This window comes from Arthrobacter caoxuetaonis, from assembly GCF_023921125.1.
In the GTDB taxonomy this organism is placed as follows: Bacteria; Actinomycetota; Actinomycetes; order Actinomycetales; family Micrococcaceae; genus Arthrobacter_B; species Arthrobacter_B caoxuetaonis.
Genome location: NZ_CP099467.1, coordinates 147,111 through 168,739 on the forward strand (window position 1 = coordinate 147,111; position 21,629 = coordinate 168,739).

Sequence of the window (21,629 nt, forward strand, 5' to 3'; positions counted from 1 at the left end):
TTGCAGAACACATGGAATTTCAGGCTCAGGGGTTCGATTGAAATCAGCTGGACGGAGACGCCCCTCTTCCTGAAATGGATCCTCCCCGGCACCCACACGATCTCGGACAATTACGTGCCCGAAGAGATGAGCGCCAAAGAGGCACTGGCAGCCTGGATCAACACCATAGGCCCGATGGAGACCGTTCCCATTGGCTGGGTTGTATCGGGACCGGGACTCTTCGAGGACGCGCCTTTCTGCCCCGAAGATCCCGAGGACCCCAGGTCTGAGAACTTCCTCAGTTTCTACACGTGGCCCGTACATGCGGAGACGGGTGAACCCCTGAATTTCCTGCACCTGCCAGTTCATGACGAGTTGTGGGAAATTGGAAAGGAAAGGGGCAAGTCCGGCTTTGTCCAGGCGGCCCTGGGATGGAAGCCAAGTCCCCTGCAGCAGACCATGGACCTGAAAGTCCTGTTCATGAATGCCGGACTTGGCACCCGCGTGAGGTGACCATCGGCTGCACCAATCCGGCCGGCGCCGCACACAGAGGGGCATGACTAATTCCAATGAAAAGCAGGGCCGGGACCGTATCGGCCGGTTCACTGAAACCCTTCATACCGAGTCAGGCGTCCGGCTCACACCCCTTCCGAACCCCCTGCGGGACGCCGACGGCACCGAATGGGACGCCGACGGCGACGAGTACACCAGCAAGCTTGTCTCGATGGCCGACGGGGTCCGTATCGAGGTCTCCAAGGACATCCGCAGCGAGGACTACAACCTTGACGTTGTGGACTACCGCGGCAGCCGGCCGGTGAGACTGGCACGGGACGTTGTCGACTCAACCGAGGCCGGCAAGGAACGAGGCAAGCAGCTGCGCGAACGCGCCCTGCAGTACGAGCACAACAAGCTGGAGATCGGCGCCCGATCGCCGTGGGGAACCATCGAAAACCATGACGTACTCGCCCCCGGCATTGATGACGTCTGGACTGCCGGGCACGGTGGCTACAAGCTCTCCCGGAAGCGCCAGGCTGAAGTCCATCCGGCATGGAGGAAGCACGACGGGTGGTACGAGGAGGATTGTGCTTGGAGCGTTGCCGCGATCACCCACTACAAGGACCTCTCGCGGCTGAAGTTCAAAGAGGCCCATGCGGAAGCCCGTAAGTACTACCCGGACGAATACGCCCAGATCGTCGGCAAGGATCCGGAGCGCTACGGGCTCACCGAGTTCAAGCCGATCACAGCCGAGGAGTCCGACATCATCGCTGCGCGCGAGTTCCTGGCGCCGCGGGCTGAAACCCATGACCGGATGCTGCGCCTGGACCTCGAGCCCGAGGGCCATCCGGGCATGGTGGCAGTCGATCTGTCCGACATCCCCGCAGACGGCAAGGTCAATGACGAGAAGCCGCTGAACCCGCGCACAGTCCTGATTCCTGAGGATGACTGGAAGGACATGGCCCCGGCCTGGACGGAGCGTCGAACGCTCCCGAAGGTCGAAGGCCTGCAGATCTTCAAGAAGGCATCCTAGGACATGCCAAGAGGGGCCGGAGGTTATCCTCCGGCCCCTCTTTTCACCCTCACAGGGCACTAAAAGCGCTGGCCCCGTCCCGGGACAAATCGTACGCTCTCATCGAGCTCCACTGCGCGGGCAATCGCCTGCATGATCTCCTCGCCGAGTGCAGCCCCGGCAGGACCGTAGCGTTCCTCAGCAGAGGTGACGATTCCTTCCACTGTTTCCAGGGCCCGTGCTAGGTCCACTGTGTCGCTGTAGAGCGTGCGGCGGGAAGGGTCGTCAGGGTTGCTGCAGGTGACCCTGTGGGAGCGTTCGCTGACGACCAGCATCTCGCGGACGCGGTCCATCCCCTTCACCTCTTCGGCTGCGGTGTCATCCTGCATGCTCCGGACCTTCCTTCCCTGTCTCTTACTTGGTTCCGGTGTGCCCGAAGCCGCCTTCTCCGCGGACCGAGCTGCTGAGCGTATCGGCCTCCTCGAAGACCGGCGTCAGGAACTCCTGGATAACCAGCTGGGCGATGCGTTCACCGGCCTCGTACACGAAGTCGGTGTCGGAGGTGTTCGAGAGCAGGACCTTCACTTCGCCGCGGTAGCCTGCGTCGATGGTGCCCGGTGCGTTCAGGACGGTGATGCCCTTCTTCGCGGCCAGGCCGGAGCGCGGGTGGACGAGGCCTACAGTGCCCGGTTCCAGTTCAAGGGCGATGCCGGTACCGACTGCGGCCCACGAGCCGGCAGGGATGGTTCCGCCGGCCACCGAGTACAGGTCAGCGCCTGCATCTCCGGGGGTGGCGATGGAAGGAATAACTGCGTCCTCTTCGAGTTTCCGGATGAGGACCTTGGTGTTCGACAAGCTGTTCTCTTTTCGTTCTGCCGGCGTTGGTGCAGGCAGGAGCTATGTGTGCGGAGACGCGCTTGTTTCTCCCCAGTGAACGTGGACCAACGGCGGCTGATTGTCTGATGAACATTGAGGGTGCCTGACGGGGATTGAACCCGCGGCCTCCCGGACCACAACCGGGCGCTCTGCCACTGAGCTACAGGCACCAAACGGCGCCGGCGGATGCCGGCACCTGGCCTGGACCCCTATGCGAGATCCAGGTAAACCTTCTGGACGTCGACGTGGAGGCCGGTGATCGACCAGGCATCGTCGTCGCGCGCGTTACTGTCCCGGATACGGACCGGCATGTCGTCGGCGATCTCCAGCGGCTCAGACGGCTCCCTGTGCAGGATGCGGACCCGTGTGAGCTGGTCCAGGAAATCTCCCACCGACTGGCGCATAGCAGCGATGCCCAGGGATACCTCGCCGTCACCGGACGGGTGATGGAAGGGGCGTCCAGGGGTGTACTGTTCACCGGCGATCACCATCCGCAGCAGCTTGCCGCGGGTGTGGGTGCCCAGCAGGGTGGTCAGCTCGCCGTACGTCAGGGTGGGTCCCGGATCGAAGACGGGCATCCCGCCGGGCACATGAAGCAGCTCGACCGTGGCGACCTCATCGAACAGGGCCTGCCAGGCTCCGGGTCCCATGAGAGCGTAATCGCCCCTCACGGCTGCTCCCTCGTCCACCTTCAGCGAGTAGTACGTTCCTTCGTCGTCCTCGCTGAGCAGCGTGACCGCGGCATAGGTCCCTGCAGGCATGGCATCCCACTGGGATCTCGTCGGCTTCTTCATAGCCGCTATGTGTGCGGACAGGACCGTGCCCCTCCCCGCAGGACCGTGCCTGATCCGGAGAGGAGGATTTTGGAGCGGGGGACGGGATTTGAACCCGCGACATCCTGGTTGGAAGCCAGGCGCTCTGGCCAGCTGAGCTACCCCCGCATGAGCCGCAGCTGGACCAAGCAGCTGCGGATCGAGCCCGATGCGGGGTTTGAACCCGCGGCCTCGTCCTTACCAAGGACGCGCTCTGCCACTGAGCTAACCGGGCGAAACCGCTTCACGCGGCTGCCTGCCGAAACAGGGCTTCGAGCGGAAAACGGGGATCGAACCCGCGGCCTCCACCTTGGCAAGGTGGCGCTCTGCCAGCTGAGCTATTTCCGCGAGGGGCGCGGCCTGCGCCCCAAGTGCCACCGGCCGGCTTCGAACCGGCGACCTCTCGATTTTCAGTCGAGCGCTCTACCAACTGAGCTACAGCGGCGGGGCGGCCCGGAGAAGTCTCCAGGCCGTGGCGGCGGGTGAGGGATTCGAACCCCCGACCGTTTCCGGTTACGACTTTCCAAGCCGCTGCCTTAGGCCGCTAGGCAAACCCGCCATTGGAGGGGCACCGGCAGTATGGGCTGCCGGTGCCCTTTGTCGGAGTGACAGGATTTGAACCTGCGACCTCGTCGTCCCGAACGACGCGCGCTGCCAAACTGCGCCACACTCCGAAACCGGAACGCTGAACGCTCCGGGGTACTGCAAGCGGAGGATGAGGGATTCGAACCCCCGCCGGTTTCCCGGGACGGTTTTCAAGACCGCTGCCTTCGGCCGCTCAGCCAATCCTCCTTAGTGGTGCCCCCAAGTCCGGCCCAATGCCCGGTCCTCAAGGCGTATTTCCTCCGGTGTGAGATAGTCACCGGCCCTGGCTTCCTGGAGCAGCTGGCTGGCTGCTACGTGCGTCCAGTACCCGTTCACGACCCCGAACAGTCCGTTCTTGCGGATCTGTCGGAGCAGCTCCGGTTCAACCGCCTGCCGGAACTGGGGGTAGAGAACGACTTTCTGGGACAGTACAAGGCCGGGTGAGCACCGATCGAACAGCTGCTCGAAGATGTCGTCGTAGGGCAGGATGTCCATATTGCGCAGCATGTGCAGCGCTGTGTTGACCGCCTCGTCGACGTATCGGGAACTCACGGTGTTGCCTCCCCTGGAGTGAAGTTGGTTGCCCTGCCAGCCGCGGGTTTGTACCACGACCTCCACGCTGCACGCGCGGTGTGACTTTGCACCTGCCGGCAGTTGGCCGTCGGGGCGGCCCGGCTTGACGACGGCCGGCGTTCCCCGCGGGGGTAATCAACCCCGTACGGCCTGGCGAGCCCTATGCCGGATTTGAACCGGCGACCTGCCGCTTACGAAACGGCTGCTCTACCAACTGAGCTAACAGGGCGTGACGACAGGCCCGCTAAAGCGCTGCCGGGCAGTGGTTCGGCATTAGGCAGGTCCTCCTTCCGGTCCGGGCGTTAGCGCACCCTGACGGTTCTCGGTCCTGCTTCACTGCCTGGGGATCCCGTGCCAGCCCCAGAGCCCCTTGCCGGATTTGAACCGGCGACCTACCGCTTACAAGGCGGTTGCTCTAGCCGCTGAGCTAAAGGGGCACCGCCGGCACCCGGCTTCCCGGGCCCGGCAGCGGCGGATTACTTGTCGAAGCCGGGCTTCGCCAAGCGGTACATTTCGCGGGAGCCGGGTTTCACCAGCTCCAGTTCACCGCTTTCAACAAGGCTCCGCAGGGCCCTGTCGATTGCGCGGTCCTCAATCCTCGGGTGAAGGCAGGAGCGGACCCATGCCCGGTCGATCAGCCCCGAATCGGGATGGTTCCCGTCAAGGCTGCGGCCGGAAGTGACCAGCTCCTGATCCTTCTCCCAGGCCCAGCGGGCGAGGTTGCGGACCTTCTGCACTGCAGACATCGTTTCCTCTTCCTGGGGGCACCATTCGTAGGGGATGTTGCGTACCTGACCGGGGTGCCGACCCCCGTGCCTCCCGCGTGTCGGGCGGGCGCTCTGCCGTTGAGCTAGCCAGGCTTGATGGACGCCCTGGTTGGGGCCGGGCGTCCGGGCTGCTTCGGGAGGTCTCAGATCCCGGGGTGCAGCTAGACCCCTGTGCCTGTACGAGGTGCTGACCCTCGGACCTCCCGCGTGTGAGGCGGGCGCTCTGCCGCTGAGCTATACAGGCGCAGCCGTTATCCGGCTACTTCGTAGATGCGGTGTTCGCACGGCTTGTCTTTGTCTTTGTCCATGTACCTGACGTCGGCGACTACCGGTGTCCGGCCGTCCCCTGAGCCCCAGGAGGTGAACATCAGAGCTTCCCCGTACCTGCCTTCGGTGTCCGTGTGGCCGGACCAGACTGTGAGGTCCTGGTTCTTGCGAACCTCGTCACTTTCGGCGCATGTTGCTTCGCGCCACGTGCCCGGAACGATTCGGTGGCTGGAGGAGTCAGGATCGGTGTCATGCTCTTCCAGCTGGCAGCCGCCAAAGTAAGTCATTGGGTACTCGTTCCGTCTTGAGGGGGTTGAGCTGGTCGCTCACCATCTATGTGTGCGGAACGGCCCCGAACTCTCCCCGGCCGGCAGGTCCTAGATTTCCTCCCCGCACTGGCCGCAGCATTCACCGTTGAGCTGGTGGCTGAAGACAGCTTTCGGGAAAGCATCACTGTCGAAGCTGGTCTCGTCGCTGCGGTCGATGCTGAACGCAGCGGCAATCTCATCGAGGTTCTCCTCGACGCTCATGCTGACGCCCGGGGCCAGGCCCCATCCTTCGTATTCATCCGTCGAGATCATGGCTTCAACGATGCACTCAGGACCGTAAATGTCCGCGTTGAACGTGTATGCGGCGGGCGCGGCGGCTGACATGGTTCCTCCTGGGTGTCAGGGAGCCTGCTGCTCCCGTTCACCGCCTATGTGTGCGGAGGAGGCCCGGTTTCTCACCATCGCTTGCCCTTGTCGTATTTGCCTCCCATGTCTTCGGCGAGTTTGTGCGCTGTACCGAAGTCGGAGATCTCGGTCTGGATAATCCAGTTGGGTCCGATGATCATCGGCACTTTCAGCCTGCGCTTTTGCGCATAGTCGTAGTCGTAGCCTTCGGTGTTATCGCCGTAGTAGGACAGGGCCGCGGTGTATCCGCAGGATCCGGACTCTTCGGAGTGGGTTCCCTTGTCGTTCCGATCCCAGACGCGGCATTCTCCGCCTGCGCTGACATAGGCGTCCTTGAGGGCGTCGACCCCGTCATAGTCGACCCTGTTATGAGGGCCCGGTTAAGCTGCACAACCGGTCATCAGGAGCAGCCCCAGGACAGAGGCGGCAGCCATGCTTTTCAAACGCAAAATTCCCCCCATAGTCAGAGCTTCAACCATCCTTCTTACACGGATCGTGGCTCCGGGACAAAAGTTGCGTGCCCGCCCCGGGAATCGAACCCGGACCTTCCGACTTTTGAGGCCGGCGCCTCTGCCGTTGGGCCAGGCGGGCAGTTGAGTCCCTCCAGCTGGATTTGAACCAGCGGCCTTCGAATTATGAGTTCGCTGCTCTGCCAGGCTGAGCTATGGAGGACTGGTCTTGCGAGCCCTGGACAGGATTCGAACCTGCGGCCTCCTGATCCGTAGTCAGGCGATCTATCCGCTGAGCTACCAGGGCGGGATGATACTGCGTACCCCCAACGGGATTCGAACCCGTGTCTCCGCCTTGAGAGGGCGGTGTCCTAGGCCTCTGGACGATGGGGGCAAGTTCCCGGCAGATGCCAGGAATGCCGTCGTGCTGTGCTGCGTACCCCCAACGGGATTCGAACCCGTGCCGCTGCCTTGAAAGGGCAGTGTCCTAGGCCGCTAGACGATGGGGGCCAGGTGTTTGGTCGTGCGTGCCCGCGGCAGGATTCGAACCTGCAGCCTCCCGCTCCGGAGGCGGGCGCTCTATCCCTTGAGCTACGCGGGCCTATTGGCATTTGGAGCGTCCGACGCTGCGCGCAGCTGCAGGCAGCCGCACTCATACAGATATGAGGCCCTGCACTTTGCGGGCCCTGGACTGAGCGGGGTGCAGGCACCCAGCTTGGCAGAACGCCCTCGGGCAGAGAGCAGGATCATGAGCGTTGCCAGGACACAGACTGAGACCATTCAGCGGGTAGACGGAGGCGTCGTTTTCGCCAACCCCTACCTCGAGGTGGTTCAGGACAGCATCATCAGGCCCGACGGATCCGCGGGCCAGTACGTGTACACGCGCGGAGGCTTTGGAGTCAGCTGCATAGCTGTCGCCGACATTGACGGTGTCGATCACATCGCCCTTGTCCGTCAGCACCGGTACCCGGTGGATGAGTTCGTCCTTGAACTTCCAGGAGGCGGTGCTGCCACCCTGGAAGCTGAGCACGCCATCCGGGAGCTGGAAGAAGAGACTGGGCTTCACGCCGAAAGTGCAAAGCTTCTTGGCACCTTCTTCCAGGCGCCAGGTACAACCACCACCATGGGTTCTGCCTGGCTGACCCGGGTCAGCGCCGAAGAAACCGACCCCGACTTCATGGAAGGAGAGTCCGGGGCCGTCACAGAGTGGTACAGCATCGAACAGATCCGCGACCTCATGGGCAACGGCGGTATCAGCAGCGGGGTCACCCTCGCTGCACTGGCGATCGCTTTCGCCGGCGGCCACTTCTAGCCGCGGCCATGCACCCGCAGGTCAGCTTGGCTTGCGGGTGCGCGCTGCGCCGCCTGGACTCGAACCAGGGCTCCCCTGCTCCAGAGGCAGGTGGGTTGCCAATTACCCTACGGCGCATCATCCGGCCTCTCACCGCGGTACGGCGAGTGTTACTCCGGATCGCGGAAATGACGGGATTCGAACCCGCGGTCTCCCGCGTGACAGGCGGGTGCTCTAGGCCATCTGAGCCACATCTCCAGGTCCGGACTTTTACCGGGCACATCCGTTACGGCGGGAAACCGCACATCAATGCGCATCTACGGCTGTGCCGCATCGCTCCCCCACCTGGGCTCGAACCAGGAACCTGCCGATTAACAGTCGGCTGCTCTGCCAGTTGAGCTACAGGGGAATACGGCCAGTTACCCGGCCGGGGAAACACTGAACTGTACGACCGCACCCACCGCCGCTGCATAGCGCCGCAGGAAGGATGCCGTCGCTTCACCGTGACGCTCGAAGGCAAGCACCTCCGCGGCATCTGCGCTGCAGCGCCGGGACACTTCTTCGAGGGTCAGACCGTGCTCATGCCGTAGGACGGCGAGCTGGTCAACCATTTGGCTCTGGTTTGCCAGGTTCGCATCGGCGAGCTGCTGGCCCGTTCGTGTTTCCATGTGGCCAATCAGGGGATTGAACCCCGGACCTCCGCCTTATCAGGGCGGCGCTCTAACCGACTGAGCTAATTGACCTCTCGCAGCCACCGCCCGCTTCAGCTCTCCCTTGCGGGGCTCAGCATCGGCACCCGGGATTTTCGGCCCGGACTTCAGCGCTGGCGGTACTGCGGCCGGATTTACGGATTGCTCCGTCGGGGTGCCGGCGCCCGGTTCGGTGCAGCGTTCATCATCCCGGCATTCATGATGGGTGCGTCCTGCCGCGGACTGATCGCTGCTACGTGCCCTCGCCGAGACTTGAACTCGGGACCCTCCGATTAAGAGTCGGATGCTCTGACCAACTGAGCTACGAAGGCATTGCCGTCTTTCCGGCTGTCATATTGCGTGCCTCCGCAGGGGCTCGAACCCTGGACCCGCGGATTAAAAGTCCGCTGCTCTACCAACTGAGCTACAGAGGCGCATCCGTCTTTCCGGACCGTCATTGACCTTTCCTGAACTACCCCTTGACCAGCCCGACGTGTGCCGCCAGCTGCTCCTTGAGTTCTTCAAGGGATTCGCTGCGCATCGTGACCGAAAGGATCTCGGTGTCCGTCTTGTGGCTCGGGTTTGGTGCACCGTCCATATGGCGGCGCGGCTGGCCGGCCGCCACAGTCTCTTCGACCTCAACGATTTTCACGATCGCGGTGTAGCGCTTATTCATCGGTTGCACTCCTTCATCAGCGACCGGCATTTCCCGTTCGTCCTCACCTAATGTGTGCGGACGCCTGCGGAAATCTCACCGATGAACGCCTCGATCTGCGCAACGTGGTCCCGGGTGACGCCAATGGCTGTCTTCGGGGAGATCACCAGGTGCGGGATGGACATGGTCTGCAGCCACACAATGGTGTTCGGATCGAAGGGAACATCGTCCTCCACCCAGATGAATGCATCCGGTGCGGTCGCGGCCAGATCGTTCTTCAGCGCGGCGAGCTTCCACCACTGCCACTTCATGGGGTTGTCGTATTCGATGCCCGTCAGTACAGGCCAGTCGGAGCCGCCCGTGATGGACAGTGCAGGTGCAAGCTGTTCCGGTGCGCCTTCTTCCCAGGTGGTCAGCCATTTGGGGGTGATCTGCGGATGGGCAATCAGGCGGTCCAGTTCAGAGACCAGCTCCTCGGACCACCAGCCGGGGAAGGCTCCCCCGATTTCCATCGGCTGCCAGGTGCCGTGCCAGCCGGATGCGTCCCTGGGTGCAGGGTCGAAGCGGTGGTCGGTGTATGCGTTGTAGACGCCGTCGACGTCGCTGTACCAGTTGATCACCGCGCGCTCCCTTCCGCTGGCGTGGGCCTGAATCTGGCTCGTGGAGACTGCGGGATTTGAACCCGCGACCCCCTGCTTGCAAGGCAGGTGCTCTACCAGCTGAGCTAAGTCCCCGTGGTGGAGATACCGGGGTTCGAACCCGGGACCTTCTGCATGCCATGCAGACGCGCTACCAACTGCGCCATATCCCCATAGATGTTTCCCGGCCTTCAAACCGGAGGGAGCATCTGGTCCCTGAGCGCCCTGAGATCAGGCGGCGTGGAGTGACGGGATTTGAACCCGCGGCTTCCTTCCCGTTCTGGCCCTACCAGGTGGCATCCGCGCCGAAGCGGACGGCGGGATTTGAACCCGCATTCCATAGCCGGGAGGCGCCCTGCCAAGCCGGGCCACACTCCTGATGGCTTTGCCTCCTGATCCGCCCATTCGGCTGGGCTGATCCGGCGGCTGGACCATCAAACCGGCTTTCACACCGGTTCGTCGGGACGACAGGATTTGAACCTGCGACTTCCTGGTCCCAAACCAGGCGCTCTTCCAAGCTGAGCTACGTCCCGCGGTCCCCGCTGCTCCTGGCAACGGGGGTGAGGTAATCGTTTCAACCCCTATGTATCCGGCAGACCGGCGATCTCTCACCGGTGGCCGTTTGCGGAGAGCCCGGGATTTGAACCCGGACGACAGGTCGCCCCGTCTTGGCCGATTAGCAGTCGGCCTGCTGGCCATTCGCTTACTCTCCAGGTACTGCTGAGCGGAGACCGGGAGGATCGAACTCCCACGCGTGTTACCGCAACCGGTGTTCGAAGCCGGCGCCGCCGCCATCCCTCGGCTGGGGTCTCCATTGGTACTGCGTGCCCATCCCGGGATTTGAACCCGGACGCCCTTTCGGGCACCGGCACCTCATGCCGGCGCGTCTGCCGTTTCGCCAGACGGGCGGATCACCGGGTTAGTGCGGCAGGTTCGGCGCTGACTGGGCGTTTCCCCTCCGGACTGCGTTTATGGGATCGTCGTCCACCCCGGTGGCAGCTCCATCTGTTTACCTCACGAGCAGGCCGGAAGTGCGCTGGTCAGGGCGCCCTGTCTCCGGCAGGATCCGCATCGCTTGGGCCGCACTGCTGACGGCCACCGTACCTGTCCCGGGACTTGAACCCGGACGTCCTAAGACACCGGAACCTAAACCCGGCGCGTCTGCCATTCCGCCAGACAGGCGTAACGGCCGCCGGAACCATACCGGCGGCCTTCGTTGCACGGACGGGATTTGAACCCGTGACCTCCTGGTTATGAGCCAGGCGAGCTGCCGAACTGCTCTACCGTGCGAGTGGGAGGTGAGGGATTCGAACCCCCGAAGGACAATGCCAGACGATTTACAGTCGCCTCCTTTTGGCCGCTCAGGCAACCTCCCGTGACCTTCCGGTGTCTCCGCCCGGCATCACTGATGGATACCCGGGGAGATCACCGGAAGGCTTGGTTTTTCTCACGGATTCGTCGTGCATGCGCCGGGTTTGGCGTCCCGGTGCTCGATCCGTGTTGATTCACGTTCACTATGGAGTTCTCAATATTCAGGTGCATCACCGGTGGTGTGCATTGCGGGGCTGGCAGGGCTCGAACCTGCGGCCTTCGGTTTTGGAGACCGATGCTCTATCCAACTGAGCTACATCCCCAGTGCCGGTCTGTTCCGGCGGAGGCGGTACCCGTATTCGGGCAAAAAGAAAGCCGCCTCGGTGTGGACTTACCCGAAGCGGCTACGACTGCATGCAGTCAAAAGTTAACTCCGGTGCCTCATAAGGGCCGTCCACGCCTGATCCTGTCCATAGAATTTGGGGGCGTGGTTCATCGGCTTTTCCGAGGAGAGGGTATTCACGGGCAGGACAAAGCCACGGACGCTGGCGGTCTGAATGCTGGGCATGACTGCTGCTGACATGGCTTTCCTTTCGTGAAGAGTCTCGGCGCACCCGGAGGTGCTGTTGGGAATTACTGTACGTGAGAGAAATGGGTTTTGTACATAACCTGCTTCAGGCTATGCATTCAGCAGATAACCGCCGATAAATCCTATGTGTACGGCAGGGGCAAGAACTCTCCCCACGTCCTATGCGGCCGGCTCCCGGTGTTCTTCGGTGTCGAGCATCCGGTCGAGGTGGAGGCTGAAACTGCAGGCTCCGCTGTACACACCGAAACCGTCAGCCCTCGGGCTCGAGGTAAGCTCCATGGCCCCGGACAGGTCCGCTGCATGACCGCCAAGGTCGGCTGTCAGTGCCTCGATCGACTCCCCCGCCTCTCCGGCGCGCGACCAGGACTCGAAGGCTTCGGTGCGGGACTTGTCTCCGCCGGCACGGGCGGCCAGGAGCTTCCCGCCGGCACCCCAGATTCCGGTGACCCTGGCGCCCCTGCCGTCGACGTCGTCTGCAATGAGGCCGATGTAGGCGGCATCCGGAAAGAGGTCCCGGGTATGGGAGGCCAAGGCAGAGGCCGACTCAACAGCCAGGGCTGCACGGATCTCTGCGGCCCGGGCCAGAAGTTCCTGCCGGCCGGCCAGTGCCTGCCGAGTCGATTCGGATGGCTGGGAGCGCAACGGGGAGATGTCCGGTTCGGAGTGGGTGCCGAAGTCGAACTTTCCGGCCCGGTCGCGTTTCTGGTTCGCTGTCATGTCCTCCTGTGTGCGGCGGCCGGCCCCCGGGCGCGGACGTGTCAGATGCCGCTGCTACCGTGGCACACCACCGGGGGCGGGCGGTCCGCGGTAGAGAACCGCTGGGGACGGAATCAATGAGCACAGCCAGGCGCAGCCCTGCACATCGGGCCGGGACGAGGCGCCCGCGGATACTTCCGGCGGCAGTTGTTGCGGCAGCCGTCGCAGCAGTTGCAGTGTGGGCGCTGGTGGCCGCACCCGTGACCATGGCCGGTGTCGGTGCCGGACTGGAGGCTCTTCGCGGTGACTGGCCCCGTTCCGTGGGCGGTACGACAAGACCCGCTGCGGCAGCCGGCGACCCGGGGCTTGGTTCCTCCTATGCGTTCACGGGGATGCCCGGGCAGGACATCGTCGCCTTCGACCCCTGCGACCCTGTCCGGTACGTGCTCTCCGGGGAGGGGCCCGCGGGCAGCGACGAGATCGTGTTCAGCGCAGTCCGGGAGATCGCTGCGGCCACAGGACTGGAATTCATGTACGAAGGGACCAGCGAGGAGCGCCCTTCAACGTACCGGGAGAAGTACCAGCCTGAGGTGTACGGGGACCGGTGGGCTCCGGTGCTGATCGCCTGGTCGGACCCTGATGAGGTCAGCCGCCTCGGGGGACGTACTGCGGGACTGGGCGGCAGCACCCCGGTGAAGGCCGGAAGCCAGCCTTGGGTGTATGTCACCGGGCAGGTCATGCTTGACGGACCGCAGCTGGCTCCGCTGCTTGGATCCCCTGACGGGGACGCAACCGTGAAGGCGGTCATCGTCCACGAGCTTGCGCATGTGGCAGGCCTGGCCCACGTCGATTCGCCGCTGGAACTGATGAGTCCCCATACGACAGGCCCCGCATCCCTGGGTGCCGGGGACCTTGAGGGTCTGGCTGTCCTGGGGCGCGGGGCCTGCGTGGCGGAGTACTAGGCGGCCTTCGGGAGGCCAAGTCCTGCTTCCTCGTTGGCGGCGATGCGGTCCACGGCCTCCTGGAGGCTGCGGCTTACGGCCAGGCGCTGCCGTTCGCATTCGGCGGCCAGCTCAGGGAAGACCCGGGCTATTTCGGCCAGGCATTTGATCTTCAGCTCGATGTTGTAGGACCGGCGCAGGTCGTTGGTGTTCAGGCCGTTCACGATCAGGGTGTGCTCGTACTTGGTCCGGTTGTGCCGGATGTAGTTCACGGTGACCCGGTCCAGGTTCTCGGGCCGCATCATGGCGAAGTCCGGGACCCTGCGGCCGCCGTTGTTCCAGGCGAGCTCTGCGTACGTGTTGTAGGCCAGGACCCGCAGGTCATCCAGCGTCTCATCGCAGAACATGGTGATCTTCAGGCTGCGGGCTGCCCGCCGGACCTTGTTCAGTTCGCTGCGCGTGGTCAGACGAACGGACTTTCGGACTTCCGGGTTCGAAGAACGGTAGGCAGCAAGGCGGCCTCGCCCCTTTCGGAGCCGTTCCATAGGTTCCTGATCGCTGTCGACAAAAGCCTGGTACCGCGGCGGAATGTGCATGCGATGGGTCCCCTTCCAGGAAATAGCGTGAAGTACTCCTATTTCTCTCTATGCGTCCTGGGCGCTGACGGGGATTTTTGGGGGCGGCGGTTAGGCTGCAGCAGGCAGTTCCACGGCCTCGGGGACGGTGAGTCCCTGCAGTTCGCACAGGGCACAGACAGTGTGGGCGCCGTTGATGTCACGGTCGCCTCCGCTGCACACGATGCAGACAAGTTCGGGGCTGGGAAGTTTTCTGGCCATGTTCTCTATGTGTGCGGACGGAGGCACCTCCGTGCGCATTCGGTCAGCCTTTCTCAGGGTCGGTACCGGCGCCATAGGGTTTCCCCCAGGATATTCCTCATCGCTCCTACTCAGGGTCAGCTTGGAGCTCACGGGCGCGGTAGCGGCGAAGAGCCGGCAGGGCTCTCCTGGTCGCGGACAGGAAGCGCAGAGGAGCCGAACAGGAGGCTATGAGCCTGACCAGGGAAACCGGGAAAAAGACCGACAGCGGGACCACGGACCATTTCAGAGCCCAAATAGCCAGTTCGTTCATGTTTTCGGTGCTATCGAGGCCCCACATTATCGCGGCAGAGAACCAACATACGAGAGATGTGAAAACCATGAAGAGCCAGTTACCCACTTTCCCGCGCGCCTCTGCCAAAGAAGTGACGGGTATGTGTTCGAGGGTTCGCTTCAACTCAGGGTCTGGCTCCCCCCTGGTGACAAACTGACCCACAATCATGGATCCGGGCCCAATGATCGTCGGCTTGAGTGAAACGCAGCTCCCCACCACGTCAAGGTCCATGTCATTCGCCTTGTATGAGAAGCACTCACCCAGCTGACAGGTTATGGGAACCTCAAGGTCGATTCTCAGCGGCAGGCCATTGCTGAAGTCGCCGGGCACAATGTCGTCCTTGCCAACATTCATGAAGGCTACGCGGGTAACACGTCCGATCCCCTGGAAAGTCTTGGTGTGCACCGAGTACATCAGATGCCGACGGGTCTTCCTGGAGGATCGGATGAAACCCAGGAACGCGAGGACCGCCAGAAACAGACTCACGACGAATCCCGAGACTTCAATCCATTCCATGCCGCCGAACGTAGCGCAGCGGAGGCCCGGGACCACCCATGGCGGGGTACCCGTTTTCTTATCCGCACATACCTGCCCGGAGGCTCTTTACTGGCCTATTCCAGCGGCGTGGTCCCGGCGGAGGCGACTCGGACCATGGCGCGTACTGCGCGGGAGAGGTCCCCGGTGATGCCTGCGCCGCGACGGGCGAGGGTCATCTGCAGCAGTTGGACGCGGAGGAAATCTGAGTCCGGGTCGGTGCCGTGCCCCAGTGACAGTTCCATGGAAAACTCCGTCACGTCCCACAGGGATTCGTGCAGCTGCCACGCCCTGTACAGGCGTCCCGTAAACAGGGCGGCGAAATAGCGGCGGCTGATGAGGCCCCGAAGGGCCCCGGACATGCACAGGAGTACCTGGCAGCGGGTGGCTGCCTCCGTGTCCGGGGCCGTATCGGAGATGACAGCGTTCATCGTGTTGACGAGGTCCAGTTCCGTGGCCCGCCCGTCCTTCAGCTGCCCGTCCAGGATTTTCACCAGTACAGGCTTGCCGCCTCCTGTCACCGCAGCAGGCTCCCGTAGTTGCGCTGTTCGACCTGCGAGCTGATCTGCTTGATGGTGTCCAGGCCGACGCCGACGACGATCAGGATCGCTGCGCCGCCGAACGGGAAGTTCTGGTTAGCGTTGATCAGGACCAGAGCAATCAGAGGGATCAAGGACAGGAAGCCGATGTAGATGGCTCCGAAGGCGGTGATGCGGTTGGAGACGTACGCGAGCAGGTCGCGGGTCTGCTTGCCTGCACGGTAGCCGGGGATGAACCCGCCGTACTTGCGCATGTTCTCTGCGATCTCGTCCGGCTCGAAGGTGATCGAGACGTAGAAGAACGTGAACCCGACAATCAGCAGGAAGTAGACCGCCATGTAGATCGGGTGGTCGCCCACGGTCAGGTACCGGGTGATCCAGACAGCCCATTCAGGCATGGTTCCGTCGTCGCGGGTGGAGAACTGGGCCGCCATACCGGGCAGGGCGAGCATTGCCGAGGTGAAGATAACCGGGACGATGCCTGCCATGTTGACCTTGATCGGCAGGAAGGTGGCGTTGCCGCCGTATGTCTTACCGGCGACGACACGCTTGGAGTAGACGACCTTCAGGCGACGCTGGGACTGCTCAACCAGGACGACGAGCATCATGGTCACGAGGCCGATGGCGATGACGGCAGCGAAGACGGTCCAGCCCTGGGTCTGGCCGATGGCGCCCAGTGCGGTCGGGAAGCCTGCGGCGATGGAGGTGAAGATCAGCAGGGACAGGCCGTTGCCGACGCCGTGCTCGGTGATCTTTTCGCCCATCCACATGACCAGCATGGCGCCGGCGGTCAGGGCAATGATCATGACGAGCGCGGTGATGAAGCTTTCGTTGCGCACGATCGGCAGCGCACAGCCGCCCATGAGTGTCCCGTTGCGGGCCATGGTGACGACGGTGGTGGCGTTCACGGCTGCCAGGCCGACGGCCAGGTAACGGGTGTACTGGGTGGTCACGGCGGCGCCGGACGGACCTTCCTTGTGCAGTTCCTGCAGGCGGGGGACGATCACGCGCAGCAGCTGCATCAGGATGGATGCGGTGATGTACGGCATGACGCCCAGCGCCAGGATCGACACGGAGAGCAGCGCGCCGCCGGAGAACATGTTCACCAGGTCATAGACGCCTCCGCTGGTGCTTCCTCCGTCCAGGCACTGCTGGACATTCGCGGCGTTGATGCCGGGTGCGGGAATGAAGGATCCCAGGCGGTAGAGGGTAAGGATGGCGAGGGTGAAGAGAATCTTCTTGCGCAGGTCAGGGCTCTGAAATACGCGCTTAATCGGTTCCAGCACTAGCTGGTCCTCCTTTGAGGAATCGAAGTGGGGTGGGAGGAGGATCAGCTGCTGTAGGGCACGAGGATGCCGGCAGCGACGATCGAGAGGGTCCAGAGCACTGCGATGGTCACAGTGACGCGGAGCATGTTCCTTTCGGCGACACCGGTGGATGCGAGGCTGTTCGTCATGCTCCCGCCGAAGATGTCAGTCGCGCCGCCGCCCTTGGATTTGTGCAGCAGGATCATGCCGACCAGCGCGATGCTGAGCGCGACGATCAGGACCTGCAGGGCAATAGTCAGAAAAGTCATGGGGCTGTGAATCCTTTGTGGTGGTGCCGGAGGCGTGTTTTTCCGGCATATGTTCTCTATGCGCCCCGGGTGCTGACGGCGCGTCGGGCAGCTCAGGCGGCGGCGGGTTCCGCGGCAGGCTCAGTGGTCTCCAACTCTGCGGCAGGGATGGACGGGAGCACCTGCACGCGGCTCGTACGCGGCTCTTCTGCGGGCTTGCGGGTTGCTGAACGCCTGGCTGCTGCCGCCTTCTTCACGGGCTTCACAGCGGACTTCTGGACGAGGATCACGGTCAGGTGCGTGATGGCCAGGAGGACGACCGGGGGCATGGCCGCAACTATCGCCGACACGACGGCGGGAACAGCTCCGTTATCACCCACGGCCAGGATCGCGTGCACGGCGTTCGCGGCCGTACTGACGACGGCGCCAAAGAAGAGCAGTGACCACGGGTAGGCGAGGACGCGCTTCTCGTGCCCGGCCAGGGCGACGATGGCAACGGTGGAGGCGACGATGAGTCCGTCGACGATGATCGGCCAGATCCACGCGAGGTCAGGGTTCAGGCCCGACATGACGGCAAGGTCGGTCAGGGCGGCGAAGGAAAGGATGAAGGCGCCGGCAGCGATGACTACGGTTGTTGCGAATCCGGTCATGACGATGGGGCGGGACAGGGGCGTGGCGTTCTTGCTCATGGGATGGGCTCCGGGGTAGTTCAGGTTCGGGGGGCAGGGCCGGCAGACCGTTAGCGGGTCTCGAGGCCGTCCTGCTCGCGGGCGATGTCCGCGGCTGTGCTGAGGATGAGCCGGACCGTGCCGGCCAGCTTGGCGGGGTCGACGTCAGGGCTTTTGGCGAGGATGCGTCCGGTGATCTCACGGGTGTCGCAGGACAGGCGCTGGATCCGGCGCGAGTCGTCGAACAGGTCAGCGAGGATCAGGGCGTCAGCGGCAGCCGCGGCACCGATATGGCCTCCGGCGCCGTCACCTGCAAGTGCCGCCTTACCGAACCGGGGTTCGGTCTTGGGCTCGGCGGGATTCCCGGCAGCCTGGATCTCTTCAGCGATCGCGGCGACGGCCCGGTCGACGCAGCCGACATGGGTTTCGGCGTTGAAAGCCTCCCGGTAGAGCCGGAAGCGCATCGGAACTTCGAAGAGATAGTCGTAGAGCGGACGCTTGTCTTCCAGGCCGAACTTGTCGGTCAGCACGTCGTAGGCGTCCATGATGGCTTCGCTGGTAGCGTGCTCGAGGCGCCGGACGAGCTGGTGGATGGTGTCAGCGGCATCCATGGACTGGTAGCCCGGGGAGCTGCGGCGTTCGCCCTGCACCGCCTTCGCCATGTTCGCCAGCAGGGTTCCCAGGGCATCTGATGCGTCTGCGGAGTCTTCGGGGGCAGGGGTTTCACTCATGCTTCTATGTGTGCGGCAGGGCAGACGCTTCTCCCCGGGCACGGAAAGGGCCGCCGCGGATTCCTCCGGACGGCGGCCCCTAATGACGTGAAGTGCTAGCCGGTGATGGCCTCGTTCAGGACGGTCTCGAAGCCACCCTGCAGGTCCCACAGATGTCCGTTGATGAAGATGGTCGGAGTGCCGGTGATGCCGTGCTCGGTAGCAGCTTCGGTCGTGAACTTCACGAACGGGCGGAAGGTGCCGTCCTTGACGCAGTCGCTGATGCCGTCGACGCCGTGCTCTCCGGCAAGGTCAATGAGCCCCTGGTTGGCCAGCTCGCCGGAGGGGAAGTTCTCGAACACGGCGCCGGTGAACTCCAGGTACTTCTCCGGGGCAGCATCGGCGACGCAGGCCATGGCGTTGGCGGCACGGGAGGAGTAGTTCGTCGGTGAGTTGCGGTCCAGGATGGCGATGGCGCGGGTCTCCAGGCTGATGGCACCCTCTTCTGCCTTCTGCTTCAGGGTCTCGCCGTAGTAGCCCTCGAATTCTGCGCAGTGCACGCAGTTCGGGTCAACGTAGAGCACCACTGATGCGGGCTCCCCTTCGGCAGGCGCGGAGATCCCGGGCGGGGTCCCGTCGACGGTTTCAGGGATGACCTCGGCGTTAACGTTCAACCCTTCGGACAGGGGTGCCTGGGTGTTGACTCCGCCGAAGACGTTGGCTGCTGCCGGGACGGGGCCGCTTGAGCTGATGGGCTCGGCCCGGTTGCCGACGGCCAGTGCTGCGATGCCGGCGGTAATGACCACGGCTGCGAGGAAAGTTCCTGCCTGGATCATCCTCCTGCGGCGGCGCTCACGGGTTTTCTCGGCACTGATCCGGGCGGCAGCCTGGGCACGGCGCTGCTCGGTCTTTTCCTTCTTGCTCAGTTCTTCAGGCATTGGGCCCTTTCACGAAAATGGGGCCTTCACGGGCGGAATCCTGCAAAGACGTCTTCTTGTGTCTATGCGCCCTGCGGCCCGGCGGCTGTCCGCGGCGGACCAAGCGGCCTGCCTGAGCGGCGGGCTGAGAGGCGGGAGGTGATGACGTCGTCGTTGCTGGGTGCCAGGGTCCTGGTGGTGTCGTCGAAGGCTGCCGTCGCGGCGAACCGGTACGCGGCTGCGACGTCGGCCGGCGGCTTGAGGGCGATTGGATCCGGCTCCAGGAGTTCTTTCATCCGGCCCGGGGCAGGCCTTCGCGATTTGGGGATGCCGTCGGCTTCGACAATGTCCCACGGTTCGCCGACCGGAACGGCTCCTTCCCGCCCGAACGTTGCGTGGGTGAGGGCTGCGCGGCCGTCGAGCGACGGAGTCACCAGGGTGTGCACGGGGCGTCCGGAGGTCAGTCTGGGCAGGGAACCTCCGATGAGGAGCTTGGTGGAGGCCGTGTACGGCTCTTCGCGCAGCGGGACCGGCATGGGTCCGGCGACGGTTGCCAGGATCTTGGCCATGGACTGTGCATCCATGAACGCTGCGCCCTTCACTTCCAGCCACATCCGGTGCTGCGGGAGGTAGAAGTCCGGCAGGTACCAGAGGTGGGGGCCGACCTGGTAGTGGCTGGGCTCGTAGTCCCAGTTGATGTCGAGCAGGTCCAGGAGGATCGCCCAGCGCGCTTCGAGGCGGGACCTGAAGACTTTGCCGGAGTAGAGGGCCTCCGCGGCTTTCGGCTTGGGTGCCCGGGATGCCGGTCGGCGCGCGGGGGCCTTCGATGCCGTGCGCTTCTCGGCTGCAGCTGGCTTGCGTTTCGGGGCGGCGGCTTTCGGGGCCGGTTTCCTCCGTCCGGTGGGGGCAGCTGCAGGTTTGCGGGCAGGCTTGCGGGCCTCCGGCGCTGTTGTCCTGCTTCGGGTGGGCGGTGAGGCGGCAGCTGGTTTCTTGGCTGCAGTCTTCCTGGTCTTCGCCGGGGCTGCTTTGACGCGGCCCGGCTTCTTCTTCTCCGGCATGGTTCCTCCTGACAGAGGACATGCGCAGACCAGAAGGCTATGACGGGGTGCCAACCCGGTGCCAACCGGATCCAACCGTCTGCCAACTAAAACCGGGAACTCGGTTGGTAGAGAAAATCCGCGGAATCTAGGGGGAAAACAGGGGGTCCCTTATATACAACCAACTGAACCAACTAGTTAAGAGAGATATGTATATAAGGGGGCCCTATATATATAACCCCTCTCCCTCCACTCGGTATATATACCCCTCTCCCTTCTAAGTGCGTACTTAACCGGTCGGCAGAGTTGGTTTAGTTGGCAGAGACCGGAAAATCCGCGGAATTCCGGGCCAGAAAGGGGCGCAGCCTCGGAGCGGCAGTTGGCAGGAGGGGTGTTTTCAGTCGCCAGGAGGTTGGCTGGAAGGCCCAAAACGGGCATCCGGAGCAGTGATTTGGCCTCGGACAGCACGAAGCCCCGCAGATGGGGGACAACTGCGGGGCTTCGCGGGTGCGTGCACCAGGGACTACTTTACGTTGTCCGTAACCCTCTTGCGGGCAAAGTTATGGACACAGGGCAGTTAGCGGGCGGTCCAGCGTTCGAAGCGGAAGCGGGTGCCGTCCTCCGAAATGCCGAGACCACCGGGCGGCTGCTCTTCGGCAAGCTCCCATGCCGGTCCCAGCTCGGGTGCGAAAGTGTCGCCTTCGACGTCCAGGTCAACGCGGGTCATGACGACCGTATCCGCCAGGGGAAGGGCCTCCTCGTAGAGGCGGGCGCCGCCGATGATCCAGATCTGGTCGGATCCAGCTCCGCTCATGCTTGCTTCGATGAGGGCGGCGTGGAGGTTCCCGGCACGGACTGCCCCTGCGGGACTGAAATTCGGGTTGGATGAGACCACGATGTTGATGCGTCCGGGCAGCGGCCTGGACGATTCGGGAAGCGATTCCCAGGTCCTGCGGCCCATGATGACGGGGTGCCCGGCAGTGATGGATTTGAAGAGTGCGAGGTCCTCCGGCAGGTGCCACGGGATCCGGCCTTCGGAGCCGATGACCCCGGAGGTGCCCTGGGCCCAGATCATGCCGATCACGGCGTCGTCCGCGCGCATGGTGACGGCCGTAGCCTGTTCGTTCGTTGTTACTGTCATGCCCTCTATGTGTGCGGCAGGACGGCAGGACCTGCCCACTCCTTGGGCCGGTGAACCTCTGTTACATAAATCGAATGTGT

26 protein-coding genes and 35 tRNA genes are annotated in these 21,629 nt (G+C 63.6%); 4 read left to right on the forward strand and 57 right to left on the reverse strand.

Annotated features, from left to right (window positions below):
* Positions 1–492 carry a hypothetical protein gene (locus tag NF551_RS17380; RefSeq protein ID WP_227897730.1) on the forward strand — a complete coding sequence of 164 codons (492 nt, stop codon included), beginning with the start codon at positions 1–3 and terminating at the stop codon, positions 490–492.
* A 43-nt stretch (positions 493–535) separates the two neighbouring features.
* Positions 536–1,507, forward strand: coding sequence for a DUF7007 domain-containing protein (locus tag NF551_RS17385; protein ID WP_227897729.1), 972 nt, complete (start codon positions 536–538; stop codon positions 1,505–1,507).
* A gap of 59 nt (positions 1,508–1,566) precedes the next feature.
* On the opposite strand, the gene NF551_RS17390 is transcribed toward NF551_RS17385, so the two are convergent.
* The 25 genes from NF551_RS17390 to NF551_RS17510 form a co-directional block, all read right to left on the reverse strand.
* On the reverse strand, positions 1,567–1,875 hold the full coding sequence (locus NF551_RS17390) for a hypothetical protein (RefSeq protein ID WP_227897728.1): 309 nt from the start codon (positions 1,873–1,875) through the stop codon (positions 1,567–1,569).
* Positions 1,876–1,900: 25 nt separating this feature from the next.
* Complete coding sequence (dut, locus tag NF551_RS17395; RefSeq protein ID WP_227897727.1) at positions 1,901–2,341, reverse strand: dUTP diphosphatase; 441 nt, start codon at positions 2,339–2,341, stop codon at positions 1,901–1,903.
* A gap of 119 nt (positions 2,342–2,460) precedes the next feature.
* A tRNA-His gene (locus NF551_RS17400) sits at positions 2,461–2,532 on the reverse strand.
* Positions 2,533–2,571: 39 nt separating this feature from the next.
* The gene (locus NF551_RS17405; RefSeq protein ID WP_227897726.1) at positions 2,572–3,156 is read right to left on the reverse strand and encodes a hypothetical protein; all 585 of its coding nucleotides are present in this window, start codon (positions 3,154–3,156) and stop codon (positions 2,572–2,574) included.
* A gap of 70 nt (positions 3,157–3,226) precedes the next feature.
* Positions 3,227–3,303, reverse strand: a tRNA-Gly gene (locus NF551_RS17410).
* Positions 3,304–3,337: 34 nt separating this feature from the next.
* Positions 3,338–3,409: transfer RNA gene (locus NF551_RS17415), tRNA-Thr, on the reverse strand.
* Between the two features lie 40 nt (positions 3,410–3,449).
* Positions 3,450–3,522 (reverse strand) — tRNA-Gly (locus tag NF551_RS17420).
* Positions 3,523–3,546: 24 nt separating this feature from the next.
* Positions 3,547–3,619: transfer RNA gene (locus tag NF551_RS17425), tRNA-Phe, on the reverse strand.
* Between the two features lie 28 nt (positions 3,620–3,647).
* A tRNA-Ser gene (locus tag NF551_RS17430) sits at positions 3,648–3,733 on the reverse strand.
* 41 nt (positions 3,734–3,774) lie between these two features.
* Positions 3,775–3,848 (reverse strand) — tRNA-Pro (locus NF551_RS17435).
* Positions 3,849–3,883: 35 nt separating this feature from the next.
* A tRNA-Ser gene (locus tag NF551_RS17440) sits at positions 3,884–3,966 on the reverse strand.
* Positions 3,967–4,311 carry a hypothetical protein gene (locus NF551_RS17445; RefSeq protein WP_227897725.1) on the reverse strand — a complete coding sequence of 115 codons (345 nt, stop codon included), beginning with the start codon at positions 4,309–4,311 and terminating at the stop codon, positions 3,967–3,969. It lies immediately after the preceding tRNA gene.
* A 177-nt stretch (positions 4,312–4,488) separates the two neighbouring features.
* Positions 4,489–4,561: transfer RNA gene (locus NF551_RS17450), tRNA-Thr, on the reverse strand.
* Between the two features lie 135 nt (positions 4,562–4,696).
* Positions 4,697–4,769: transfer RNA gene (locus NF551_RS17455), tRNA-Thr, on the reverse strand.
* Positions 4,770–4,808: 39 nt separating this feature from the next.
* Positions 4,809–5,078 (reverse strand): hypothetical protein, encoded by a 270-nt coding sequence (locus tag NF551_RS17460; protein ID WP_227897724.1) that lies wholly within the window; start codon positions 5,076–5,078, stop codon positions 4,809–4,811.
* Positions 5,079–5,120: 42 nt separating this feature from the next.
* Positions 5,121–5,192: transfer RNA gene (locus NF551_RS17465), tRNA-Val, on the reverse strand.
* A 79-nt stretch (positions 5,193–5,271) separates the two neighbouring features.
* A tRNA-Val gene (locus NF551_RS17470) sits at positions 5,272–5,343 on the reverse strand.
* A gap of 7 nt (positions 5,344–5,350) precedes the next feature.
* Positions 5,351–5,653, reverse strand: coding sequence for a hypothetical protein (locus tag NF551_RS17475; RefSeq protein ID WP_227897723.1), 303 nt, complete (start codon positions 5,651–5,653; stop codon positions 5,351–5,353).
* Between the two features lie 90 nt (positions 5,654–5,743).
* Entirely contained in the window at positions 5,744–6,019 is a 276-nt protein-coding gene (locus NF551_RS17480) for a hypothetical protein (protein ID WP_227897722.1), read from the reverse strand.
* Positions 6,020–6,558: 539 nt separating this feature from the next.
* A tRNA-Leu gene (locus NF551_RS17485) sits at positions 6,559–6,631 on the reverse strand.
* 7 nt (positions 6,632–6,638) lie between these two features.
* Positions 6,639–6,712, reverse strand: a tRNA-Ile gene (locus NF551_RS17490).
* Positions 6,713–6,723: 11 nt separating this feature from the next.
* Positions 6,724–6,796 (reverse strand) — tRNA-Arg (locus tag NF551_RS17495).
* Positions 6,797–6,810: 14 nt separating this feature from the next.
* Positions 6,811–6,883 (reverse strand) — tRNA-Glu (locus NF551_RS17500).
* 43 nt (positions 6,884–6,926) lie between these two features.
* Positions 6,927–6,999 (reverse strand) — tRNA-Glu (locus NF551_RS17505).
* Positions 7,000–7,017: 18 nt separating this feature from the next.
* Positions 7,018–7,090 (reverse strand) — tRNA-Arg (locus NF551_RS17510).
* A 147-nt stretch (positions 7,091–7,237) separates the two neighbouring features.
* Here NF551_RS17510 and NF551_RS17515 point away from each other — a divergent pair.
* Positions 7,238–7,801, forward strand: coding sequence for an NUDIX hydrolase (locus NF551_RS17515; RefSeq protein WP_227897721.1), 564 nt, complete (start codon positions 7,238–7,240; stop codon positions 7,799–7,801).
* Positions 7,802–7,845: 44 nt separating this feature from the next.
* Here the strand turns inward: NF551_RS17515 and NF551_RS17520 are convergent.
* From NF551_RS17520 to NF551_RS17620, 21 genes are all read right to left on the reverse strand, one after another.
* Positions 7,846–7,918 (reverse strand) — tRNA-Gln (locus NF551_RS17520).
* Between the two features lie 45 nt (positions 7,919–7,963).
* Positions 7,964–8,038, reverse strand: a tRNA-Asp gene (locus tag NF551_RS17525).
* Between the two features lie 78 nt (positions 8,039–8,116).
* A tRNA-Asn gene (locus NF551_RS17530) sits at positions 8,117–8,189 on the reverse strand.
* Positions 8,190–8,199: 10 nt separating this feature from the next.
* Positions 8,200–8,448 (reverse strand): helix-turn-helix domain-containing protein, encoded by a 249-nt coding sequence (locus NF551_RS17535; RefSeq protein ID WP_227897720.1) that lies wholly within the window; start codon positions 8,446–8,448, stop codon positions 8,200–8,202.
* Position 8,449: 1 nt separating this feature from the next.
* Positions 8,450–8,523, reverse strand: a tRNA-Ile gene (locus NF551_RS17540).
* A 204-nt stretch (positions 8,524–8,727) separates the two neighbouring features.
* Positions 8,728–8,801 (reverse strand) — tRNA-Lys (locus NF551_RS17545).
* Positions 8,802–8,830: 29 nt separating this feature from the next.
* Positions 8,831–8,903 (reverse strand) — tRNA-Lys (locus tag NF551_RS17550).
* A gap of 38 nt (positions 8,904–8,941) precedes the next feature.
* Positions 8,942–9,145 (reverse strand): hypothetical protein, encoded by a 204-nt coding sequence (locus NF551_RS17555; protein ID WP_227897719.1) that lies wholly within the window; start codon positions 9,143–9,145, stop codon positions 8,942–8,944.
* A 47-nt stretch (positions 9,146–9,192) separates the two neighbouring features.
* Positions 9,193–9,744, reverse strand: a complete 552-nt coding sequence (locus NF551_RS17560) for an HAD domain-containing protein (RefSeq protein WP_227897718.1) — start codon at positions 9,742–9,744, stop codon at positions 9,193–9,195.
* Between the two features lie 41 nt (positions 9,745–9,785).
* Positions 9,786–9,858, reverse strand: a tRNA-Ala gene (locus NF551_RS17565).
* Between the two features lies 1 nt (position 9,859).
* Positions 9,860–9,935: transfer RNA gene (locus NF551_RS17570), tRNA-Ala, on the reverse strand.
* 67 nt (positions 9,936–10,002) lie between these two features.
* Positions 10,003–10,140: transfer RNA gene (locus NF551_RS17575), tRNA-OTHER, on the reverse strand.
* Positions 10,141–10,221: 81 nt separating this feature from the next.
* Positions 10,222–10,295 (reverse strand) — tRNA-Pro (locus NF551_RS17580).
* Positions 10,296–10,387: 92 nt separating this feature from the next.
* A tRNA-Ser gene (locus tag NF551_RS17585) sits at positions 10,388–10,474 on the reverse strand.
* Positions 10,475–10,487: 13 nt separating this feature from the next.
* Positions 10,488–10,575, reverse strand: a tRNA-Ser gene (locus tag NF551_RS17590).
* 12 nt (positions 10,576–10,587) lie between these two features.
* A tRNA-Leu gene (locus NF551_RS17595) sits at positions 10,588–10,670 on the reverse strand.
* A gap of 193 nt (positions 10,671–10,863) precedes the next feature.
* A tRNA-Leu gene (locus NF551_RS17600) sits at positions 10,864–10,944 on the reverse strand.
* A 34-nt stretch (positions 10,945–10,978) separates the two neighbouring features.
* Positions 10,979–11,052, reverse strand: a tRNA-Met gene (locus tag NF551_RS17605).
* A gap of 2 nt (positions 11,053–11,054) precedes the next feature.
* Positions 11,055–11,137 (reverse strand) — tRNA-Tyr (locus tag NF551_RS17610).
* Between the two features lie 185 nt (positions 11,138–11,322).
* Positions 11,323–11,396 (reverse strand) — tRNA-Trp (locus tag NF551_RS17615).
* A gap of 425 nt (positions 11,397–11,821) precedes the next feature.
* Positions 11,822–12,379 carry a hypothetical protein gene (locus NF551_RS17620; protein ID WP_227897717.1) on the reverse strand — a complete coding sequence of 186 codons (558 nt, stop codon included), beginning with the start codon at positions 12,377–12,379 and terminating at the stop codon, positions 11,822–11,824.
* Positions 12,380–12,495: 116 nt separating this feature from the next.
* Between NF551_RS17620 and NF551_RS17625 the strand changes: the two genes are divergently transcribed.
* A complete protein-coding gene (locus NF551_RS17625; RefSeq protein WP_227897716.1) occupies positions 12,496–13,320 on the forward strand; it encodes a zinc metalloprotease in 825 nt (274 codons plus the stop codon).
* Here the strand turns inward: NF551_RS17625 and NF551_RS17630 are convergent.
* The 11 genes from NF551_RS17630 to NF551_RS17680 all read right to left on the reverse strand — a co-directional run bounded on the left by NF551_RS17630 (position 13,317) and on the right by NF551_RS17680 (position 21,549).
* Positions 13,317–13,895, reverse strand: coding sequence for a hypothetical protein (locus tag NF551_RS17630; protein WP_227897715.1), 579 nt, complete (start codon positions 13,893–13,895; stop codon positions 13,317–13,319). The two genes, NF551_RS17625 and NF551_RS17630, sit on opposite strands and share 4 nt — an antisense overlap.
* A gap of 90 nt (positions 13,896–13,985) precedes the next feature.
* Positions 13,986–14,135, reverse strand: a complete 150-nt coding sequence (locus tag NF551_RS17635) for a hypothetical protein (protein ID WP_227897714.1) — start codon at positions 14,133–14,135, stop codon at positions 13,986–13,988.
* Positions 14,136–14,241: 106 nt separating this feature from the next.
* The gene (locus NF551_RS17640; protein WP_227897713.1) at positions 14,242–14,964 is read right to left on the reverse strand and encodes a hypothetical protein; all 723 of its coding nucleotides are present in this window, start codon (positions 14,962–14,964) and stop codon (positions 14,242–14,244) included.
* Positions 14,965–15,059: 95 nt separating this feature from the next.
* A complete protein-coding gene (locus NF551_RS17645) occupies positions 15,060–15,476 on the reverse strand; it encodes a hypothetical protein (RefSeq protein WP_227897712.1) in 417 nt (138 codons plus the stop codon).
* 23 nt (positions 15,477–15,499) lie between these two features.
* Complete coding sequence (secY, locus tag NF551_RS17650) at positions 15,500–16,807, reverse strand: preprotein translocase subunit SecY (protein ID WP_227897711.1); 1,308 nt, start codon at positions 16,805–16,807, stop codon at positions 15,500–15,502.
* A gap of 44 nt (positions 16,808–16,851) precedes the next feature.
* Positions 16,852–17,097 (reverse strand): preprotein translocase subunit SecG, encoded by a 246-nt coding sequence (gene secG / locus NF551_RS17655; RefSeq protein WP_227897710.1) that lies wholly within the window; start codon positions 17,095–17,097, stop codon positions 16,852–16,854.
* Positions 17,098–17,189: 92 nt separating this feature from the next.
* A complete protein-coding gene (locus tag NF551_RS17660) occupies positions 17,190–17,765 on the reverse strand; it encodes a DUF2637 domain-containing protein (RefSeq protein ID WP_227897709.1) in 576 nt (191 codons plus the stop codon).
* Positions 17,766–17,815: 50 nt separating this feature from the next.
* Complete coding sequence (locus NF551_RS17665; RefSeq protein ID WP_227897708.1) at positions 17,816–18,475, reverse strand: hypothetical protein; 660 nt, start codon at positions 18,473–18,475, stop codon at positions 17,816–17,818.
* A 95-nt stretch (positions 18,476–18,570) separates the two neighbouring features.
* Positions 18,571–19,392, reverse strand: a complete 822-nt coding sequence (locus NF551_RS17670; RefSeq protein ID WP_227897707.1) for a DsbA family protein — start codon at positions 19,390–19,392, stop codon at positions 18,571–18,573.
* Positions 19,393–19,454: 62 nt separating this feature from the next.
* The gene (locus NF551_RS17675; protein WP_227897706.1) at positions 19,455–20,429 is read right to left on the reverse strand and encodes a PDDEXK family nuclease; all 975 of its coding nucleotides are present in this window, start codon (positions 20,427–20,429) and stop codon (positions 19,455–19,457) included.
* A 556-nt stretch (positions 20,430–20,985) separates the two neighbouring features.
* Positions 20,986–21,549, reverse strand: a complete 564-nt coding sequence (locus NF551_RS17680) for a dihydrofolate reductase (RefSeq protein WP_227897705.1) — start codon at positions 21,547–21,549, stop codon at positions 20,986–20,988.
* Positions 21,550–21,629 lie beyond the last annotated feature (80 nt).

Excerpts from the sequence above, each read along its gene's own strand:
- NF551_RS17535 (WP_227897720.1), bottom strand. The coding sequence starts at position 8,448 with ATGGAAACACGAACGGGCCAGCAGCTCGCCGATGCGAACCTGGCAAAC.
- NF551_RS17515 (WP_227897721.1), top strand. The coding sequence starts at position 7,238 with ATGAGCGTTGCCAGGACACAGACTGAGACCATTCAGCGGGTAGACGGA.
- NF551_RS17385 (WP_227897729.1), top strand. The coding sequence starts at position 536 with ATGACTAATTCCAATGAAAAGCAGGGCCGGGACCGTATCGGCCGGTTC.
- NF551_RS17620 (WP_227897717.1), bottom strand. The coding sequence starts at position 12,379 with ATGACAGCGAACCAGAAACGCGACCGGGCCGGAAAGTTCGACTTCGGC.
- NF551_RS17660 (WP_227897709.1), bottom strand. The coding sequence starts at position 17,765 with ATGAGCAAGAACGCCACGCCCCTGTCCCGCCCCATCGTCATGACCGGA.
- NF551_RS17480 (WP_227897722.1), bottom strand. The coding sequence starts at position 6,019 with ATGTCAGCCGCCGCGCCCGCCGCATACACGTTCAACGCGGACATTTAC.
- NF551_RS17475 (WP_227897723.1), bottom strand. The coding sequence starts at position 5,653 with ATGACTTACTTTGGCGGCTGCCAGCTGGAAGAGCATGACACCGATCCT.
- NF551_RS17680 (WP_227897705.1), bottom strand. The coding sequence starts at position 21,549 with ATGACAGTAACAACGAACGAACAGGCTACGGCCGTCACCATGCGCGCG.
- NF551_RS17640 (WP_227897713.1), bottom strand. The coding sequence starts at position 14,964 with ATGGAATGGATTGAAGTCTCGGGATTCGTCGTGAGTCTGTTTCTGGCG.
- NF551_RS17460 (WP_227897724.1), bottom strand. The coding sequence starts at position 5,078 with ATGTCTGCAGTGCAGAAGGTCCGCAACCTCGCCCGCTGGGCCTGGGAG.
- NF551_RS17665 (WP_227897708.1), bottom strand. The coding sequence starts at position 18,475 with ATGAGTGAAACCCCTGCCCCCGAAGACTCCGCAGACGCATCAGATGCC.
- NF551_RS17555 (WP_227897719.1), bottom strand. The coding sequence starts at position 9,145 with ATGAATAAGCGCTACACCGCGATCGTGAAAATCGTTGAGGTCGAAGAG.
- secG (WP_227897710.1), bottom strand. The coding sequence starts at position 17,097 with ATGACTTTTCTGACTATTGCCCTGCAGGTCCTGATCGTCGCGCTCAGC.
- NF551_RS17670 (WP_227897707.1), bottom strand. The coding sequence starts at position 19,392 with ATGCCTGAAGAACTGAGCAAGAAGGAAAAGACCGAGCAGCGCCGTGCC.
- NF551_RS17630 (WP_227897715.1), bottom strand. The coding sequence starts at position 13,895 with ATGCACATTCCGCCGCGGTACCAGGCTTTTGTCGACAGCGATCAGGAA.
- NF551_RS17635 (WP_227897714.1), bottom strand. The coding sequence starts at position 14,135 with ATGGCCAGAAAACTTCCCAGCCCCGAACTTGTCTGCATCGTGTGCAGC.
- NF551_RS17390 (WP_227897728.1), bottom strand. The coding sequence starts at position 1,875 with ATGCAGGATGACACCGCAGCCGAAGAGGTGAAGGGGATGGACCGCGTC.
- NF551_RS17675 (WP_227897706.1), bottom strand. The coding sequence starts at position 20,429 with ATGCCGGAGAAGAAGAAGCCGGGCCGCGTCAAAGCAGCCCCGGCGAAG.
- NF551_RS17625 (WP_227897716.1), top strand. The coding sequence starts at position 12,496 with ATGAGCACAGCCAGGCGCAGCCCTGCACATCGGGCCGGGACGAGGCGC.
- NF551_RS17405 (WP_227897726.1), bottom strand. The coding sequence starts at position 3,156 with ATGAAGAAGCCGACGAGATCCCAGTGGGATGCCATGCCTGCAGGGACC.